This is a genomic window from Armatimonas sp., assembly GCF_964826245.1.
Genome location: NZ_CBAYMC010000102.1, coordinates 1 through 14,572 on the forward strand (window position 1 = coordinate 1; position 14,572 = coordinate 14,572).

Sequence of the window (14,572 nt, forward strand, 5' to 3'; positions counted from 1 at the left end):
TGTGCCCTCGGGAGTCGCCAGCCAACCCTGCACGGGCACCCCATCCGACGAAGGAAACATGACGGAGCGAACCGTCGTGCCCACTGGGGCTTCTCCGCCTGAGAGCAAGACTTTTGGCTCGCCTGTTGCCGAGAACGCCATCAGCTGACGCGGCGTTTGGGAGCTGGAGAAAAGCACCGATGCCACGCCGTCGTTGCTAAGTGTCGCACCAAGCCCACCAAAGTACGTGATCGTGCCTGTGGGATGCTGCAAACGTGTCAGCTTCCCCGCTTCCCAGATTCCCAGCTCGTGCGCGGCATCAAGGCTCCGACAAAGCAAAATGCCCTTGGCGCTCGGCGACCAACACAACGGCACGACCTCACTGGGAAGCGTTTCCTCGGCGAGAAGAAGCTCGGACTCTGCCTGCGCCACATCCCAGAGCATCGGGCGCTTCACGCCAGACTCATCGGTGGTGCAGAGCAGGCGATAGTCACCAGGAATTGGGGAAAAGGCAGTCGTCTCCAAGCTCGTCGCCCCACCGCCCTTCCAGCGTGCCAGCTCGTCACCGCCCGAGTCAAGAGCCAGCAAGTCGTACTGCTGCTTGCCGGTGCGCTCGTTGGTGCAGACCACGCAGACCGCGCCATCGGCGGAGAGGACGGGGCCACGGAGTAGCGCCTTGCCTTCGTGCAGAATCTTAGGAGCGCCTAAACGGCCATCGGCGGCGATATCAACACTGCACAAGTGGTAGCCATCGCTGTCCACAAAGATAAACGCGATGCGATTTCCTGAAGCGCTCAGTGAGACAATTGGCAGCGGAAACGGGGTCAGCGACGACGAATACGGCGCAAAATCTGGTGTCAGGCTCTCTAGCTCGCCCGTTCCATCGTAACGGAAACGAACGTAGTGGCCCTTCTCGTTGCCCTTGGTATCTTTGAAAAAATAAAACCACTCGCCATCGGGTGAGAGCAGGCCAAACCCACTGCCGACGCCCTCGGGCAGAAGCCGCCGCGTCTCGCCCGTCTGTGGGCTCCACGCAAGCGCCCCTCGCTGGCTGTGAAACGCCACGCCCCGCTCAGGCCGATTCGCCGCCACCTGCGGCCACACCACCGATCCCGTCCGCGCAATTTGTTTCCAAAGTTCTGTCTGCTCGTTCATAGCATTCATGATACCTGGCTTACAGATTAGCGTAGTTAGCTAATCTTTGATATACTTAGTCCATGACCGTCAACATGCACGAAGCCAAGACACATCTCTCTCGCCTTGTCGCCGCCGCTCTGGCCGGTGAGGAGGTTATTCTGGCACGAGGAGGCAAAGAGCTGGTTCGTCTCGTCGCACTGGAGAGTCCTACTCTTGTGCGCAAGGCAGGCTGTCATCCTATCGTGGAAGGGCCAGATTTTGTGGAGCGTAGCATGGCTCCGCTCACTGAGGAAGATCTTAAGGACTGGGGGCTATGAGCGGCTATCTCCTCGACACACACACGCTTCTCTGGTTCGATGGTAGCCCTGCGCGGCTGACAAACTCTACCCGGGCACTTCTTGAGACGACAAACGAAATTGTTTATATCTCGGCAATGAGCCTATGGGAGATGGGAATCAAGTATCGGGCAGGAAAGTTTCCCGAAGCGGCAGATATGGTAGAACGCTGGTTTGAGCGCACCGCGCAGCTTCACCTTAAAGAGCTTGCCCTCACGAGCCTGCACGCTCGCGAGGCAGCGCTGCTGGAGTGGGAGCATAAAGACCCGTTTGACCGGGCGCTTGCCGCGCAGTCACGAGTCGAGCACCTCACGCTTGTCACCGCCGATCAGGCTTTCTCTACGCTCTCCTCCCTCAAAACTCTTTGGTGAATGCGGTACACTAGCCCATGCCTAAGTTTCGGATTACGTACCACACAGCGGGCGGTGGCTTTCGCCGCGAGCTGGAAGCCCCCGATGCCGCACAAGCGGAGGCGGCGGCCTGGGCGACACTCGCCGTAGACCCCATTCGCTACGAGAGTGAGCATACCTCGAACCCCAGTGAGAAAATCTCGTTTCTGATTCGTCCTGCCTATGTCGCCGCGATCTCCGTGGAGAACGAGCCCGTTAAAGAAACCGATGGGCGCAAAGCGGGTTTGCTAGGTAGTCGCTGAGATGGCCCAGGAGCTCCCGGAGCGCCACACGCGAACGGGTCTCTTTCGCATCCACACCGACGTCGCCTCGCAGCACCTCAAGCCGCGTCGCAAGGTCTTGGTTTACCTACCACCGGGCTACTACGACAGCCCCGAGCGGCGCTACCCGGTGCTCTACCTCCACGATGGCCAGAACCTCTTTGATGGCAACACCTCGTTTATCCACGGCCAGGAGTGGCGGGTGGACGAGACGGCGGAGCGGCTGATCCGGGCAGGTAAGATCGAGCCGCTGATTATCGTCGGGATCTACAACACGGGCGCAGATCGCCTGCCAGAGTACACCCCGACGCGGGATAAGCGTGGCCGTGGCGGCAGTGGCGAGCTCTACAGCAAGTTCCTGACTGATGAGCTAAAGCCGTTTATGGATCGCACCTACCGCACCCGCACGGATGCCGCCAATACGGCTCTCGGCGGCTCGTCGCTGGGGGGCCTTATCTCGCTCTGGGTCGGCCTCAAGCGCTCCGATGTCTTTGGGAAGCTCGCCCTTCTCTCGCCGTCAGTATGGTGGGATGAGAAGGCGATTCTCAAAGCCATTGCCAAGAAACTGCCCCTCAAGCTCTGGGTAGACATTGGCACCTCCGAGGGGGATAGCGCCCTCCCCGATGCCCGTCTTCTGCGCGATGCACTCAAGGAAAGAGGCTGGAAAGAGGGCACTGACCTCGCCTACCACGAGTTCGAGGGAGCCGGACACAACGAGGCATCGTGGGCAGCCCGCTTCGACCAGGTTCTGCTCTTTCTGTTTCCCCGATAGAGCCATCTCCCCCTACCCCCTCTTCCCCTGTTTGCTCCTTCGTCGCAGGAAGAGGGGCACCAAAAAGCCTCTCTTCCCGGTGAGGAACGAGCCATCAGGGGAAGAGAGGTGGCGAGCCCTAGCGAGCCGGAGAGATGGCGCTCTTCTTGGCCTGCCGCGCTTTGTAGATCTCGATGAGGTTTGCCGCAGGCCCCATGAGAGTCAGGGCAAAGTAGGGCGCGTGGCTGGCGATATGCACGTTCCAGTTCTTGCCATACTGCCGCAGCAAAAACTCCATCGCCGCCACGAGAAACGCGACCAGCATCTGGCCCTTCTTGGAGTGCACCGTGGTCTTAGGGTCGGTGATCATGAAGAAGATAAAGAGCTGGTACATCGGGCCGGTGATCGGGGCGATCTCGAACTTAAAGGCATTGGCCAGTGTCATGTCGTGGTTGAGCAGGGCTCGGAGCAGCGCGAAGCCAAAGAAGCAGAGAATGTATGTGGCGCAGATATGGAAGCGCTTGAGCCGGTAGATGATCACCGAGCCCAGAATCCAGACCACGATTCCCGCCCAGACATGGTTGCCAAACTGGAACGAGAGGGTGTACATGGACTGCGGTGCGAGGAGCAACAAGAGCACGATTGCGAGGTTCGACGGGTTCCAGAGATGGCGGCCATCGACACGGATCACGTACTTGCTAATCACCGAGAGCGCCGGGGCCACGATAAAGGGCCACCACTCGGCGGAGCGCACCAGGATGCCACAGGAGATCCCGGAGACATAGGCACTTGCCAGGTGCGGCATTTTCTTGGTCGTGATGTAGCCAAAGATAGCCTCGGTGAGGATGCTCACGATAATGCAGACGGCGGTTTTTTGCCAGTCGGCGAGCATTCCGGTGGTGAAGTGCCCCACGAGCAAGATGCAGCTAATTAAAATCGGGGCGACGTACTTGCTGTCTATTTGAAAGCTGCGCTTCGCGGGTGCGTTTGCAGTAAGAGCAGGTGTCATTTTCTAGGTATTGCCTTCTTTAACAATAAGAATCTCATCGGCTTTCGGCGCCGTGATGGTCTGTATTTTACCGCCTGGCCAGCGGATTTCCACTTTCTCCACTGCGGATTCCGTGCCAAGGCCAAAGTGAACGCGCGAGTCGTTCTGGGAGCAGAAGCCAACACCGCCGGTGACCACTTGACGCTGCTTCATGCCCTTCCAGTAGCACGTAACACTCGCCCCGATCCCGGCGTTCCCATTTTCCAGTTTGACTTTCAGCCAGTGGTGCTTCGGATCGGCCTGGGTCTTGTAGATCAGCAAGGGGCCACGCTGGTTGGCCACTAAGATATCCAGCGTCCCGTTGTTGTCAATATCGGCGAGCGCCACGGCGCGGCCATCGTAGAGATCGGTTGCCCCCACGGCTTGAGCCACTTCGTTGAAGCGCCCCGCGCCGTCGTTGAGCCAGACGCGTTTCTGCTGGTAGCCCGAGAGGCTACGGCCCTTGAGCGGTGGCCAGTTCGCCACATCATCAATAATCACCGCGCCGCCACCGGTGAGCGTGGCGTAGTCGTACCAGTAGGTCTGATTTTTATCGGCGGAGATGTAGCCATTGGTGAGATAGATATCCTGGAAGCCGTCGTTGTTGAGGTCGCCAAACTGCGCCCCAAAGCTCCAGCCGCCCTTCTCCACCCCCACGGCGTCGGCGAGGTTCTCGTACTCCAGCACGCCCTTCGGGGCATCCTCTTTGGGCACCCAGAGGTTGTTGCCCTGCATCACCTGACCGTCTTCCCAGATATTGGAGATATAGACTGAGAGCCGACCGTCGTTGTAGATATCGCCAAAGGCCGCGTTCATCCCGCTCTTGGCCTGCTTGGCAACTCCGGCAGCCTTCCCCACTTCGGTGAACTTCTTTCCGCCGTCGTTGAGCCAGAGCTCGGGGACGCCGTAGTCCGACGCGAGGAAGAGATCGGGAAAGCCGGTGCCACGCAGGTCAGCCGCAATCGCCGCTAGGAGCCAAGACTTATTGGTCATGCCCATCTCTTGCGTCACGTCTTTAAACGCAAAGCCGCCCTCGTTGTGGAGCAAGTGCTTGGCCGCGCCGTTATGGGCGAAGTTAAGCGCATCGGGCATGATCTTGGTGGTCTTGAGGTGCCACATGTCATGCTGCTCGTCGAAGTAGCCACAGAGCAGGATATCGAGCTTGCCGTCTTGGTCGTAGTCAAAGAGCGTCGCGGCATTGGCGTTCATCCACTTGGGAAGATTGGCTTTCTCCGTTACATCTGTGAAGCCCTTGCCCGCGTTGTTCTGGAAAAGCCGCGCCTGGCCCCACTTGTAGACCAGCAGATCCGGGTAGCCATCGCCTTCGAAGTCGCCCCAGAGCGCCCCTTGGCTCGTGCCGGTGCCATCTTTGTTGAGATCCGCCACGCCTAGCTTCTCCGCGACTTCCTCGAACGTGCCGTCGCCCTTGTTGTGGTAGAGCGCGTTCTTGCTGTTCTCGCCAGAGTTGGTGACGTAAAAATCCACCCAGCCGTCTTTATCAAAGTCACAGACCGCGATCCCCGCGCCCATATCCGCGATGCGCGGTAGAATCGGCTCCAGCTTCGGGTCGAGCTTTGGCGCGGTGTGCGTAAAGTCCACCCCCAGCGCCTTCGCACTCTCCGTGAGCGTCACGCCATACCGAGAAAGCGCATCCGGCTGCGCAGTCTTGATGAAGCCATCCCCCGCCGACGGTGGCACGGTGACATTTTTCTTATTGAGCCACCACGTCGCTCCTAAAATCCCCATAAAAGCAAGGAGCGCCACTACCTTCGGCACCCCGGCATTGTTCGTTGCCATGACAATATTGTACCGTCCCTAAGGGAGCCAACTATAGCGCGATGACCAACGCGAAATGACCATCACTTCCTCATATCCTTGCGGCATCGCAGAGTTTTGATGAATATAGGTCGCCGTCCCTTTCCTACGACAAACCACTCCTACAGATCCTTTCACCCAATCGGGCAGCGAATCACGACGTCCATAAAACGCCTTCCCTTGAGCATATGCCTGATTCATACAGACTTCCGCATCAGGAACACGGTAATCCGAGCAGTCAATCGCCCCAGGCCCCGCTAGCGCCTTCATGCGACGCTCCAGGCGATCTGGCAATAAACGCCACCCTACCCCGATTAAAAGAGCAAAGATAAACAAGGCCATAAGAACACGACGATGCATAGCCCATTCTACCTAGCAACGGTCGGAATGCTCACTTTCAGTGGGCTGTCTCGTGTACAATCGGGGCAATGAAAAAAACGACGAAGACGCAAGGGCTGGTGAGCGGGCAGAATGAGTATCTGGCGGGCTACCTGATCTTGCCTATTGATAAAGTCGAGCCCAGCTACAACGCGGGCTTTTCGATGTATATCGCCGCGTGGCCGCTGCTTGCGAACTATCCAGGGCACCAATTCCAGACAGGACTTCCTAGCACGTGGATGTTTGCGCAGTGGGATGGCACCAAACCTAAAGATCTATACTCCGATGTGGAGGGCGGCCTTGGCTGGTGGAGAGACACGCGCTTTCCCACGCCAACGCCTAAGTTCATCATGGGGGGGGTTGCGCCGAATTTCTCCGAGATCGCCAATGGCCCCGCGCACGGCTGGGGCACGTGGGAGGAGCCGCGTGGGCTCTACGGCGTGGCGCAGCTCAGTCCGTGGCTCTTATTTCCCATCGACGGCATTAACCTGAAGCAAGGCACCTGCGGCGAGCTCTTTGGCTACGGCTACTTCTCGCTGCCCTTCACCGATCCCAAGCCCACGACCAACGGAAAGCCGGTGCCGACGGGCAACCAGTGCTGGACGCTGTTCTTCAACTCGGGCAACTTCAAGGGGCCGGTGGCGTTCTTCCTGCCGTACTTCTGGTCGCACTCCGCCGAGAAAGATCCGAAGCTGGCGGGCTTGCTGCTAGACACACGCCCCGTAGACCCGAACCGTAGCGTGCAGATGGAGACACAGTACATTCCCTGCCGCATGGCGACCGACGCCAAGGGCAGCTCCTATGCACGCATCGCCCCGACATCGTTTCCGCGTAGCGCGGAGGGCCGCTCTGTGCTGGTGCACCAAGACACGGTCTACAATAGATCGGCTCTTCAAGACTCCGTGACGGCGTGGTTTTCTGGAGGTGCCCCCAGCAGTGGCAAGGTCAGCCCACAGGGTGGTTTTGTGCGTACGTTTGGCAGCGGAGGCCGTGCCACCTGGCAGATTCACTCCCGAAAAGACGACAAGACGGAGAAGAAGGTCAATATCGCCTGGAACGCCTTCGCGACTCCGAAGCTCGCGGATGAGCACTCCTACGGCTACCAGTGGAGCGCGGAGCTGACCAAGAGCTCGCGTAAGCTGATCACCCTCCCCGAGTACTTTATGCTGGAGAACGGCGAGGACGAGAAAAAAGCACGCTGGGTGCCGATTGCCGCCGACAAAGTCCCGGTGGAGACGGGCCTGCACAAGCTGACCTGGGAGACTCCCAAAGAGAGCCCTGAGCCGCCCTACGACACGCCCGAAGCCCCGAAAAGCACCTGGAAGAAGCCAGGACCCGCTGCGGGGCCCTTCAAGGCGTTTCTGGGCGACGGCAGCGTCGTGACCTACTACTGGTACCGCTTCGCCGACCAGCCCGCGCTTCTCAACGCCGATTTAACCGATGCCGAGCGGGAGAAGATGCAAGTCAAAGTCGAGAAGCTGCACCGTAGCTGGACCAAGAACCGCGAGTACCTCCCGCCTCCCAAGACCGGCACGCTCGCCGATCTCGACCCCGCGCAGCTCGTCAAGCCGCCTAAGGGTCTCGAGATCGGCTATGTCCCCATCGCTACCCGGCAAGAGCTAGCCAAGCGCTAAAGATTCCGGCCCGTGAAGGTCGTGGACGGAGTCGCCGAGATAGGCGCACTTCTCGGGGGCGATGCAGAAGCGCTGCATGGTCTGCTGTTAGCAGTGAACAATCAGGCTGATCGAATCCGTAAGTGTGCCATCAAGATCAAAGAGAATCGCGGCAAAAGGCATGCTCCCATTCTATCCTGTGCTATCATGTACCCTGAGATGAGCAAGTACGATACTATCGAGCGAATGCTGAATCCTGGAGTGGTGGCCGTGATCCGCGCGGACTCCAGCGAGCAGCTAATGGACGTGGCAAAGGCCCTGGCAGCGGGCGGCGTGACGGCGATGGAGGTGACGATGACGACTCCTAACGCGCTCCAAGTCATCACGGATGTCCGTAAAGAGCTAGGCGATGCGATCTTAATGGGAGTCGGCACGGTCTTAGACGCGGAGACAACGCGCATGGCGATTCTGGCTGGGGCGCAGTTTGCGGTCTCGCCCGTGATGAAGACCGAGATTATCGCGATGTGCCGCCGCTACAACGTCCCAATTGTCTGTGGAGCCTACACCCCCACCGAGGCGCTCACGGCTCATGAGGCGGGCGCGGACTTTATCAAGATCTTCCCCGCCGATGGCCTTGGCCCCAACTACATCAAGGCGCTCAAAGCCCCTCTGCCCCAGCTCCAGATCATCCCCACTGGCGGCGTGGATCTCAACACCGCCGGAGACTTTATCAAAGCGGGCTGCGCCGCCGTGGCAGCGGGCTCGTCATTGGTCAGCAAAGATGTGCTGAAAAGCAAAGACTGGGCCGCCCTCACTGAGACGGCAAAAGCCTTCGTCGCCGCGGTCGCCAAGGCCCGCGCCTAGCCATGATCCGTGAAGTCCATGCGTTCCCGCTCCGTGCGCCTCTTTCCGAGTCCTACGGCTGGGCACGAGGGAAGGCGAGCGTAAGAGAAGCACTTCTCGTGCAGCTTATCGCCGACGATGGCACGGAGGGCTGGGGCGAGTGCGCTGGGCCGCCTTCGGTGCTGGCTCCCACAATCACCGAGTTCTTCGGCCCCCTTCTGCTTGGGCAAGACCCGCTGGCCACCGATCCACTCTGGGATCGGCTCTGGCAGGCGGCACTTCCTCATGGTCGGCGTGGTGTGCTGATTGGGGCGCTGAGTGGCATTGACATGGCGCTCTGGGATCTTAAGGGCAAGCTACTGGGACAGTCCGTGAGTGCGCTCCTGGGCGGCAAGACCCGCGAGCGCATTCCCTGCTACACCACCGGGCTCTACTTCCGCGAAGGCCCCGAGAGCGAGCGGATTCCCCAGATGCTAACCGAGGCACGCCGTGCGATTGAGGGCGGTGCACGGGCACTCTTAGTACAGGTCGGTCGCAGCCTTGCCGCCGATGCGGCGCTCGCACGAGCGCTACGCAAAGAGTTCCCCGATATTCCGTTTGCCGCTGAGGCACATGGCTCCTACGATGTCCCGGAGGCTGCGATTATCTGCCGCGCCCTCGCTGAGCAAGGCTTCACCGCGCTTACCGATCCGCTGGCCACAGAGCCCGTCACGGCGTGGTCGCGCCTGGCCGCACAGACACCACTTGCGCTCTCGGCAGGGCGCTACGAGCAGACCCGCTGGGCTTTTGAAGCGCTGCTAGCCACCCAGGCCATCGGCACGTTCCAAGTAAATCCCGCCTGGTGCGGTGGCTTAAGCGAGGCTCAGAAAATCCGTACCGTGGCATCGGCGCATGGGGTCAATGTGGTTCCACGGTCTATGGGAACGCAGCTAAATCTTGCCGCCTCCCTGCACTTTCTGGCCTCCGATATTCGGCATCCGGGCAGAGTTGAGCTGCGTCCGCCGCTCTTAGAGACCGACAGTCTCGACGACCCGTTTCGTGTGGCTTTTACAGAGCGCATCGAGCTCGAAGATGGTTTGGCAACGGTTCCCAACACACCGGGACTGGGCGTGGCAGTGAGTGTAGCTTTATTGGAAAAATTTAGAGTATGAACGAAGATATTGAGATAGTTCTGCGCTATGGCGCATGGGAAGCGGTGGTGGCAGCGTGTGGTGCGTCGCTGCGGGGCGTGACACAAAACGGCGAGCCGGTGGCGACGGGCTACCGAGGGAAAGCCAATAAGCAAGGCGGACAGGGCGATGTGCTGATCCCTTTTCCGGGGCGAGTTGGCGGGGCGACCTACACCTGGGACGGAGAAACCTACCACCTGCCCCAGACCGATAAAGACGGCCCCAATGCGATCCACGGCTTTGTCCGTACCATGGATTGGATAGTTGCCGAGCAGAGTGAGAGCGCCGTGCGCTTCACGCTCGGATTTACGGGAGCGCAGGGCTACCCGTTTCCGCTCGACTTAGAGATAACCTATACCCTGAGCGACACGGGCCTGGAGTGCGCCTTTGCCATCACCAACACGGGCACCGTGGCTGCCCCAGTGGCGGCGGGTTTCCATCCCTACTTCACGGTCGGTTCGGAGCTTGTCAATGACGACACGCTGACGCTGCCCTTCGACTCGGTGCTGGAGATGAAGCAGTTTATCCCCACGGGCACCATCTTCCCGGTAGCTGAGGTGGGGCTGGACTACCAACAGCCAAGCACGATCGGCGCTACTGTCTTCAACCACTGTTTTCTCAGCCCTCAACGCGACGATTCCGGGCGGGCCAGCGTCGTGCTGGCGGGCCAGGGGAAGACCGTCACAGTGTGGATGGACGAGGCATTTGACTTTGTGGTGCTCTACACCGGCGAGAACATGCCCCCCGAACACCAGCGCCGAAGCCTGGCCATCGAGCCCATGACCTGCGGTAGCGACGGCTTCAACCACGCCGAGTGGGGCCTGCGGCGCTTAGAACCCGGCGCGACGTTCACCGGAAGCTGGGGCGTGGGATAAGCACCTTGGCCCCCTGTGATTGAGGGATAGTCTTCAGGATCGGGCATTGACCCGGCCGGGGCGCTGGTGACGGGCGTAACCGAGAGCATATTTCCTACCGCCCGATCCTGCATCCCATCAGGCGCTGATTCTAGTGAATAAATGTTCGATTCAAAACCGACAGGTTATTATATTTTTAATTGACGGCATAGCAGCCTCCTTCCGAGTTGTAGTATATTCCTATCGCACAAGGTAACTGTACATTGCCTTCCGATCTCCTTTGACTCCCATGTAATGCATTCCCTTCGATATGTGAAGAAAACCCAATGTGTTGTGATACTCACCCTATTGCATGTAGTGCTCACCCGATGACATGTGGTAAAAGTACAGGACTCTGTAATACCGATTAAGCAGTACATAACAATTTATATTCACTCCATGACTTCTTTCATTCCTCATTTTACTTTAGTATCACCATTATTCCCAGCCCTTTTTTCTCTTTACTAAAACTTAATTTGACAAGAAGTCCTACTCCTGGGTATACTCTTCATCAGCGGAGCCGCAGTATCAGCGGAGCCGCAGTATCAGCGGAGCCGCAGTATCAGCGGAGCCGCAGTATCAGCGGAGCCGCAGTCGTATAAAGTGAGGTGTTGCCATGCGGTTGGTTTCGACCCTGATGAAAAGTCTGTTTCTTCTCCTACACATCGCTATCGTGCTCTGTGTAAAGCCCGCTCTGGCCCAAGGTGGCCCCGCAGGAGGTGGTACAAGTGGAAATGCCTATCCGTGCCTCGCGAATGTAACTATAGAAAATGGATACCGATGTGCCAACAACCAAGGGGTTGCTTACAACTATCCTCAAGTCTACAAGACACATCTCGATGCATCGAACAACAGCATTGTAGACCACCAAGACCCGATGGCGGCAAAGATAGGAACGACACTTAATGTCACCTTAAATGTAACACGATCCACACTAGCACAGAATAATTTTACAGGCACCCTAACAATCACTGCCGAGTATTTTACTAATGGAGGTATGGTTTCAGTTTCCTGTAGCAATATCACACCGATCTCTAACTTAATGCCTGGTCACTCTACCAATGTCACATTTTCACTAGGAGCACTTCCAAACTATGTCACAAAAGGTGATTTAGTCATTTTCTTTAATGGAGATGGTTATATTGATGGAATGTACGAGGAAAAATTATATCTTCTAAAAGATCAACCCATTAACTGCATGGCTATCCCTTGGGTGGGCGTCCTAGAAGATTCATGCACTTGGGCATCGGGGGAATCAGATCCCTTAGGAGTCATAACTAAGATTTCGCACGGACTCTATACAAGCCAAACTTTTTTTTATGATAGTACACAGACCCTTGCGCTAGCAACTATTCCTGCGAACATATTTGATTTAGTTCAGTTTTTATGTGTTAGTGATGGCGGCGGCAGACCTATCCGAGGTCAATGCTATGACGCAAGTGACTATGCAGCGATATGTCTTTACTCACAAGGTAGAGGGGCGTATATACAGTACAGAGCAGGAGATGTACCAGGTAGACAACCGAACGATCCTTACGGAACGTTCCTTACGAACCTAGGCGTGTTGATTGGACATAACATATTGTCACAATTAGAATGGGCAAATCATCAACTGGTAATACTTCTCAATCAAAATATATCTGACCCAACTATTGGCCTATTTGTTCCTTATGCTGTCTCACCCGCAGTAAATGTAACCCAAACAAATTACTGGGCACCGTCATCATCTAGCCTAGTAGCTCCATATGAGTTAACACCTGTACAACAAGGAAGCAATATCCAAGTTACAGTTCTTGGATTCCCATAAATTAACACTCTCAAAAAGGTAAAATAATGCTTACTATCATAAACCCAGCCATCATGCAGGAGCAACAGCCCTCTCTTACATTCCGAGATCCAGAGTCAATAAAAGTAAAACCAGGCCCGACGATTTCGCGTGCCGACTTTGACTTAATTATCCCAGAACAGAATGAATTATCGGAATTCAAACTTGTTACTAGATTATTTCATAAATCTGACAACTCAAGTATTGAACTACTAAAAAATAGTAGATTCTATTCTTTTTATACTATTAGTTATATGCGAGATTCAGATAAACTGTTTTTATCAATTGACATAGCTATTTCACTCAATCCAGATGATGCAGGATTAGCTTCAATAATTTCACCTTCGAGTGCTCCTAGAGATACCTCAAAGAAAAGTTCATTTACAGGGAAGCCAATTGGTAAATATGCTTGGTCGCATCCCAGTTCACTTATTGTGGCTGACCACTGGGTTCTCATGAAGCTACAATTCAGATCTAAACCGATCAAAAATCCTGATGGGAGTTTTACTTTTCCTCCTATCTCGGATGGAGATAAGGCTTGGGCTGAGGAAATGGGACGGAAGATTCTGGATCGGGCTACGGTTCTGGGATTGACGAGTCGGCCTGCGGAGAGTGCTCCTCTTTGGGCGAAGGAGCAAGTGGCGAAGCGGCGGGCAGAGCAGAAGAGGCAGTAGCGCTTCATGGGAGAGAGGATCGCTCGTCGGGTACACTTTGCCTGTGGGCATCCTCTCTTCTGCGCCTCACCCGGCCCTGCGGTGGCTCTGGATCGGGGCGAGATAATAGGTAGGATCGGTGAAAGACAGGGTTCCCTAATCCCTAAACCATGCTTGACAAGGAATCCTACTCCCCGGTACACTCTGAGTCAGCGCAGCCGCAGTAGTATAAAGTAATGAATATTTATAAAAATAATATATTAATTACTTTATTATCACTATTAATCTTAGATTCAAATAAGACAGCTAGATCACAAGAGGTTATTGAAAATGCAGATGTAATTTTACCCCGTCCTGAAGAGTATATTGGCTTCAAAATCAGACTAATCCGAGGAAATTTAAAATTTCCAAAAGAAGAAAATGCTGGCAACATTCATAATTTTGAAATAAAAAACGAATCAACAGGATGCAATATAGGTATAAATTTCATCATATTAAAACAAAAATCAAAACATGAAGATATATTCGAAATACTTTCTTGGCCTCCAGGAAAATTAAAAAATGGTAGTTATTCAAAAGGAATTATCGCAGAAAAATCATGGTATTCAATACGCAATAATTCTGAAACTGGAAATATAGATGAATATGCATTGAGTATATCTGAGGGAAAAGTAGGTATGACAACATATATTTCAATGGATTCAATTAAAGACAATAGAGGTAACACTATCACACTACCTATTAATCCTGCGGATATTCGTCTCTTAGAAATTCTAGTAATAAGGATGCTGGATCGGATGACAGTGTTTGGTCTAACAAGTAAGCCCAAAGAAAGCGCTCCTGAGTGGGCAAAGCGGCAGGTGGCGGAGCGCTTGGCCGGGCGCAAGCAGTAGTACTACCCGTGGAGTCGCCCGAGGAGGAGCTGGATCGCTCCCCAGAGGGCGAATGCGACGGGAACCATGAGGACGAGAAAGATCGCGACTTGGGGCTTGGGACGGTGAATCGGTGATGTGGGCGTGGGTTCCCAGAGCTGGAGGGTGTTCTGCGCGTGCTCGATCCGCTCCAAGTCCCCGTGGTGCTGGAAGATCTCCAGTGCCCGCTCCAATAGCAAACGGGCTTCGTCTTTTCGGCCTTGGAGCCACTCCAGAATCGAGATGCGCTCCTGAAGCACGGCCCACTCAATCGGATGGCTTTCTTCGGTGTAGATACGTGAGGCGGCTTCGTAGTAGGCGCGGGCCTGGGCCAGGTTCGCATCGCGGTTGCCCCCAGGTAGCTCGGTGTAGGCGTAGCCCATGTCGCTCTGCGCGGCAGCCCACTCCTGGGGAAACTTCTCCGGGGTGTAGATGCGCAGCGAAGCCTGGTGGCAGCTGATGGCGCGGGTCAGGTTTTCTTTGCGACTGCCGTGAGCCAGCTCCAGATAGGCTCCCCCCAAGCGCCCCCGCACGGTCGTGGCCTGCTGTGGCAGCTCCAGCTTCGTGTAGATC

At 55.9% G+C, this 14,572-nt stretch carries 16 protein-coding genes; 11 read left to right on the plus strand and 5 right to left on the minus strand.

The features are described 5' to 3' along the window. A partial coding sequence (locus AC1XOS_RS11315; RefSeq protein ID WP_481962326.1) for a TolB family protein occupies window positions 1-1,134 on the minus strand: 1,134 nt, incomplete at its 3' end. A gap of 62 nt (window positions 1,135-1,196) precedes the next feature. Between AC1XOS_RS11315 and AC1XOS_RS11320 the strand changes: the two genes are divergently transcribed. Genes AC1XOS_RS11320 through AC1XOS_RS11335 form a run of 4 tightly spaced genes read left to right on the plus strand, consistent with a single transcriptional unit; the run spans window position 1,197 to window position 2,893 of the window. Continuing rightward, on the plus strand, window positions 1,197-1,433 hold the full coding sequence (locus AC1XOS_RS11320) for a type II toxin-antitoxin system Phd/YefM family antitoxin (protein ID WP_481962327.1): 237 nt from the start codon (window positions 1,197-1,199) through the stop codon (window positions 1,431-1,433). Continuing rightward, entirely contained in the window at window positions 1,430-1,822 is a 393-nt protein-coding gene (locus AC1XOS_RS11325) for a type II toxin-antitoxin system VapC family toxin (RefSeq protein ID WP_481962328.1), read from the plus strand. Before AC1XOS_RS11320 ends, AC1XOS_RS11325 begins: the two co-directional genes overlap by 4 nt. A 17-nt stretch (window positions 1,823-1,839) precedes the next feature. Next, window positions 1,840-2,103, plus strand: coding sequence for a hypothetical protein (locus AC1XOS_RS11330; RefSeq protein WP_481962329.1), 264 nt, complete (start codon window positions 1,840-1,842; stop codon window positions 2,101-2,103). A gap of 1 nt (window position 2,104) precedes the next feature. Continuing rightward, entirely contained in the window at window positions 2,105-2,893 is a 789-nt protein-coding gene (locus AC1XOS_RS11335; RefSeq protein WP_481962330.1) for an alpha/beta hydrolase, read from the plus strand. A 118-nt stretch (window positions 2,894-3,011) separates the two neighbouring features. Here AC1XOS_RS11335 and AC1XOS_RS11340 read toward each other — a convergent pair whose 3' ends face one another. The 3 genes from AC1XOS_RS11340 to AC1XOS_RS11350 are packed head-to-tail and all read right to left on the minus strand — an operon-like array spanning window position 3,012 to window position 6,074. Then, complete coding sequence (locus AC1XOS_RS11340; RefSeq protein WP_481962331.1) at window positions 3,012-3,881, minus strand: RnfABCDGE type electron transport complex subunit D; 870 nt, start codon at window positions 3,879-3,881, stop codon at window positions 3,012-3,014. Between the two features lie 3 nt (window positions 3,882-3,884). Then, window positions 3,885-5,696 carry a CRTAC1 family protein gene (locus tag AC1XOS_RS11345; protein WP_481962332.1) on the minus strand — a complete coding sequence of 604 codons (1,812 nt, stop codon included), beginning with the start codon at window positions 5,694-5,696 and terminating at the stop codon, window positions 3,885-3,887. 18 nt (window positions 5,697-5,714) lie between these two features. Then, window positions 5,715-6,074: a hypothetical protein gene (locus AC1XOS_RS11350; RefSeq protein WP_481962333.1), complete on the minus strand. Its 360-nt coding sequence runs from the start codon at window positions 6,072-6,074 to the stop codon at window positions 5,715-5,717. Between the two features lie 68 nt (window positions 6,075-6,142). On the opposite strand from AC1XOS_RS11350, the gene AC1XOS_RS11355 reads away from it, so the two are divergent. From AC1XOS_RS11355 to AC1XOS_RS11385, 7 genes are all read left to right on the plus strand, one after another. Further along, a complete protein-coding gene (locus tag AC1XOS_RS11355; protein WP_481962334.1) occupies window positions 6,143-7,726 on the plus strand; it encodes a hypothetical protein in 1,584 nt (527 codons plus the stop codon). A gap of 12 nt (window positions 7,727-7,738) precedes the next feature. Beyond that, window positions 7,739-8,569: a bifunctional 4-hydroxy-2-oxoglutarate aldolase/2-dehydro-3-deoxy-phosphogluconate aldolase gene (locus AC1XOS_RS11360; protein ID WP_481962335.1), complete on the plus strand. Its 831-nt coding sequence runs from the start codon at window positions 7,739-7,741 to the stop codon at window positions 8,567-8,569. A gap of 2 nt (window positions 8,570-8,571) precedes the next feature. Then, a complete protein-coding gene (locus AC1XOS_RS11365) occupies window positions 8,572-9,699 on the plus strand; it encodes a mandelate racemase/muconate lactonizing enzyme family protein (RefSeq protein ID WP_481962336.1) in 1,128 nt (375 codons plus the stop codon). Next, on the plus strand, window positions 9,696-10,592 hold the full coding sequence (locus AC1XOS_RS11370; protein WP_481962337.1) for an aldose epimerase family protein: 897 nt from the start codon (window positions 9,696-9,698) through the stop codon (window positions 10,590-10,592). The genes AC1XOS_RS11365 and AC1XOS_RS11370 overlap by 4 nt, the downstream gene beginning before the upstream one ends. 634 nt (window positions 10,593-11,226) lie before the next feature. Continuing rightward, window positions 11,227-12,417, plus strand: a complete 1,191-nt coding sequence (locus AC1XOS_RS11375) for a hypothetical protein (protein WP_481962338.1) — start codon at window positions 11,227-11,229, stop codon at window positions 12,415-12,417. A gap of 53 nt (window positions 12,418-12,470) precedes the next feature. Beyond that, entirely contained in the window at window positions 12,471-13,109 is a 639-nt protein-coding gene (locus AC1XOS_RS11380; RefSeq protein WP_481962339.1) for a hypothetical protein, read from the plus strand. Window positions 13,110-13,324: 215 nt separating this feature from the next. Further along, entirely contained in the window at window positions 13,325-13,981 is a 657-nt protein-coding gene (locus AC1XOS_RS11385; protein ID WP_481962340.1) for a hypothetical protein, read from the plus strand. Window positions 13,982-13,983: 2 nt separating this feature from the next. Here AC1XOS_RS11385 and AC1XOS_RS11390 read toward each other — a convergent pair. Further along, window positions 13,984-14,572 (minus strand): tetratricopeptide repeat protein (locus AC1XOS_RS11390; protein ID WP_481962341.1); only part of this gene is annotated, 589 nt, incomplete at its 5' end.

Excerpts from the sequence above, each read along its gene's own strand:
- AC1XOS_RS11320 (WP_481962327.1), top strand. The coding sequence starts at position 1,197 with ATGACCGTCAACATGCACGAAGCCAAGACACATCTCTCTCGCCTTGTC.
- AC1XOS_RS11325 (WP_481962328.1), top strand. The coding sequence starts at position 1,430 with ATGAGCGGCTATCTCCTCGACACACACACGCTTCTCTGGTTCGATGGT.
- AC1XOS_RS11330 (WP_481962329.1), top strand. The coding sequence starts at position 1,840 with ATGCCTAAGTTTCGGATTACGTACCACACAGCGGGCGGTGGCTTTCGC.
- AC1XOS_RS11335 (WP_481962330.1), top strand. The coding sequence starts at position 2,105 with ATGGCCCAGGAGCTCCCGGAGCGCCACACGCGAACGGGTCTCTTTCGC.
- AC1XOS_RS11340 (WP_481962331.1), bottom strand. The coding sequence starts at position 3,881 with ATGACACCTGCTCTTACTGCAAACGCACCCGCGAAGCGCAGCTTTCAA.
- AC1XOS_RS11345 (WP_481962332.1), bottom strand. The coding sequence starts at position 5,696 with ATGGCAACGAACAATGCCGGGGTGCCGAAGGTAGTGGCGCTCCTTGCT.
- AC1XOS_RS11350 (WP_481962333.1), bottom strand. The coding sequence starts at position 6,074 with ATGCATCGTCGTGTTCTTATGGCCTTGTTTATCTTTGCTCTTTTAATC.
- AC1XOS_RS11355 (WP_481962334.1), top strand. The coding sequence starts at position 6,143 with ATGAAAAAAACGACGAAGACGCAAGGGCTGGTGAGCGGGCAGAATGAG.
- AC1XOS_RS11365 (WP_481962336.1), top strand. The coding sequence starts at position 8,572 with ATGATCCGTGAAGTCCATGCGTTCCCGCTCCGTGCGCCTCTTTCCGAG.
- AC1XOS_RS11370 (WP_481962337.1), top strand. The coding sequence starts at position 9,696 with ATGAACGAAGATATTGAGATAGTTCTGCGCTATGGCGCATGGGAAGCG.
- AC1XOS_RS11375 (WP_481962338.1), top strand. The coding sequence starts at position 11,227 with ATGCGGTTGGTTTCGACCCTGATGAAAAGTCTGTTTCTTCTCCTACAC.
- AC1XOS_RS11380 (WP_481962339.1), top strand. The coding sequence starts at position 12,471 with ATGCAGGAGCAACAGCCCTCTCTTACATTCCGAGATCCAGAGTCAATA.
- AC1XOS_RS11385 (WP_481962340.1), top strand. The coding sequence starts at position 13,325 with ATGAATATTTATAAAAATAATATATTAATTACTTTATTATCACTATTA.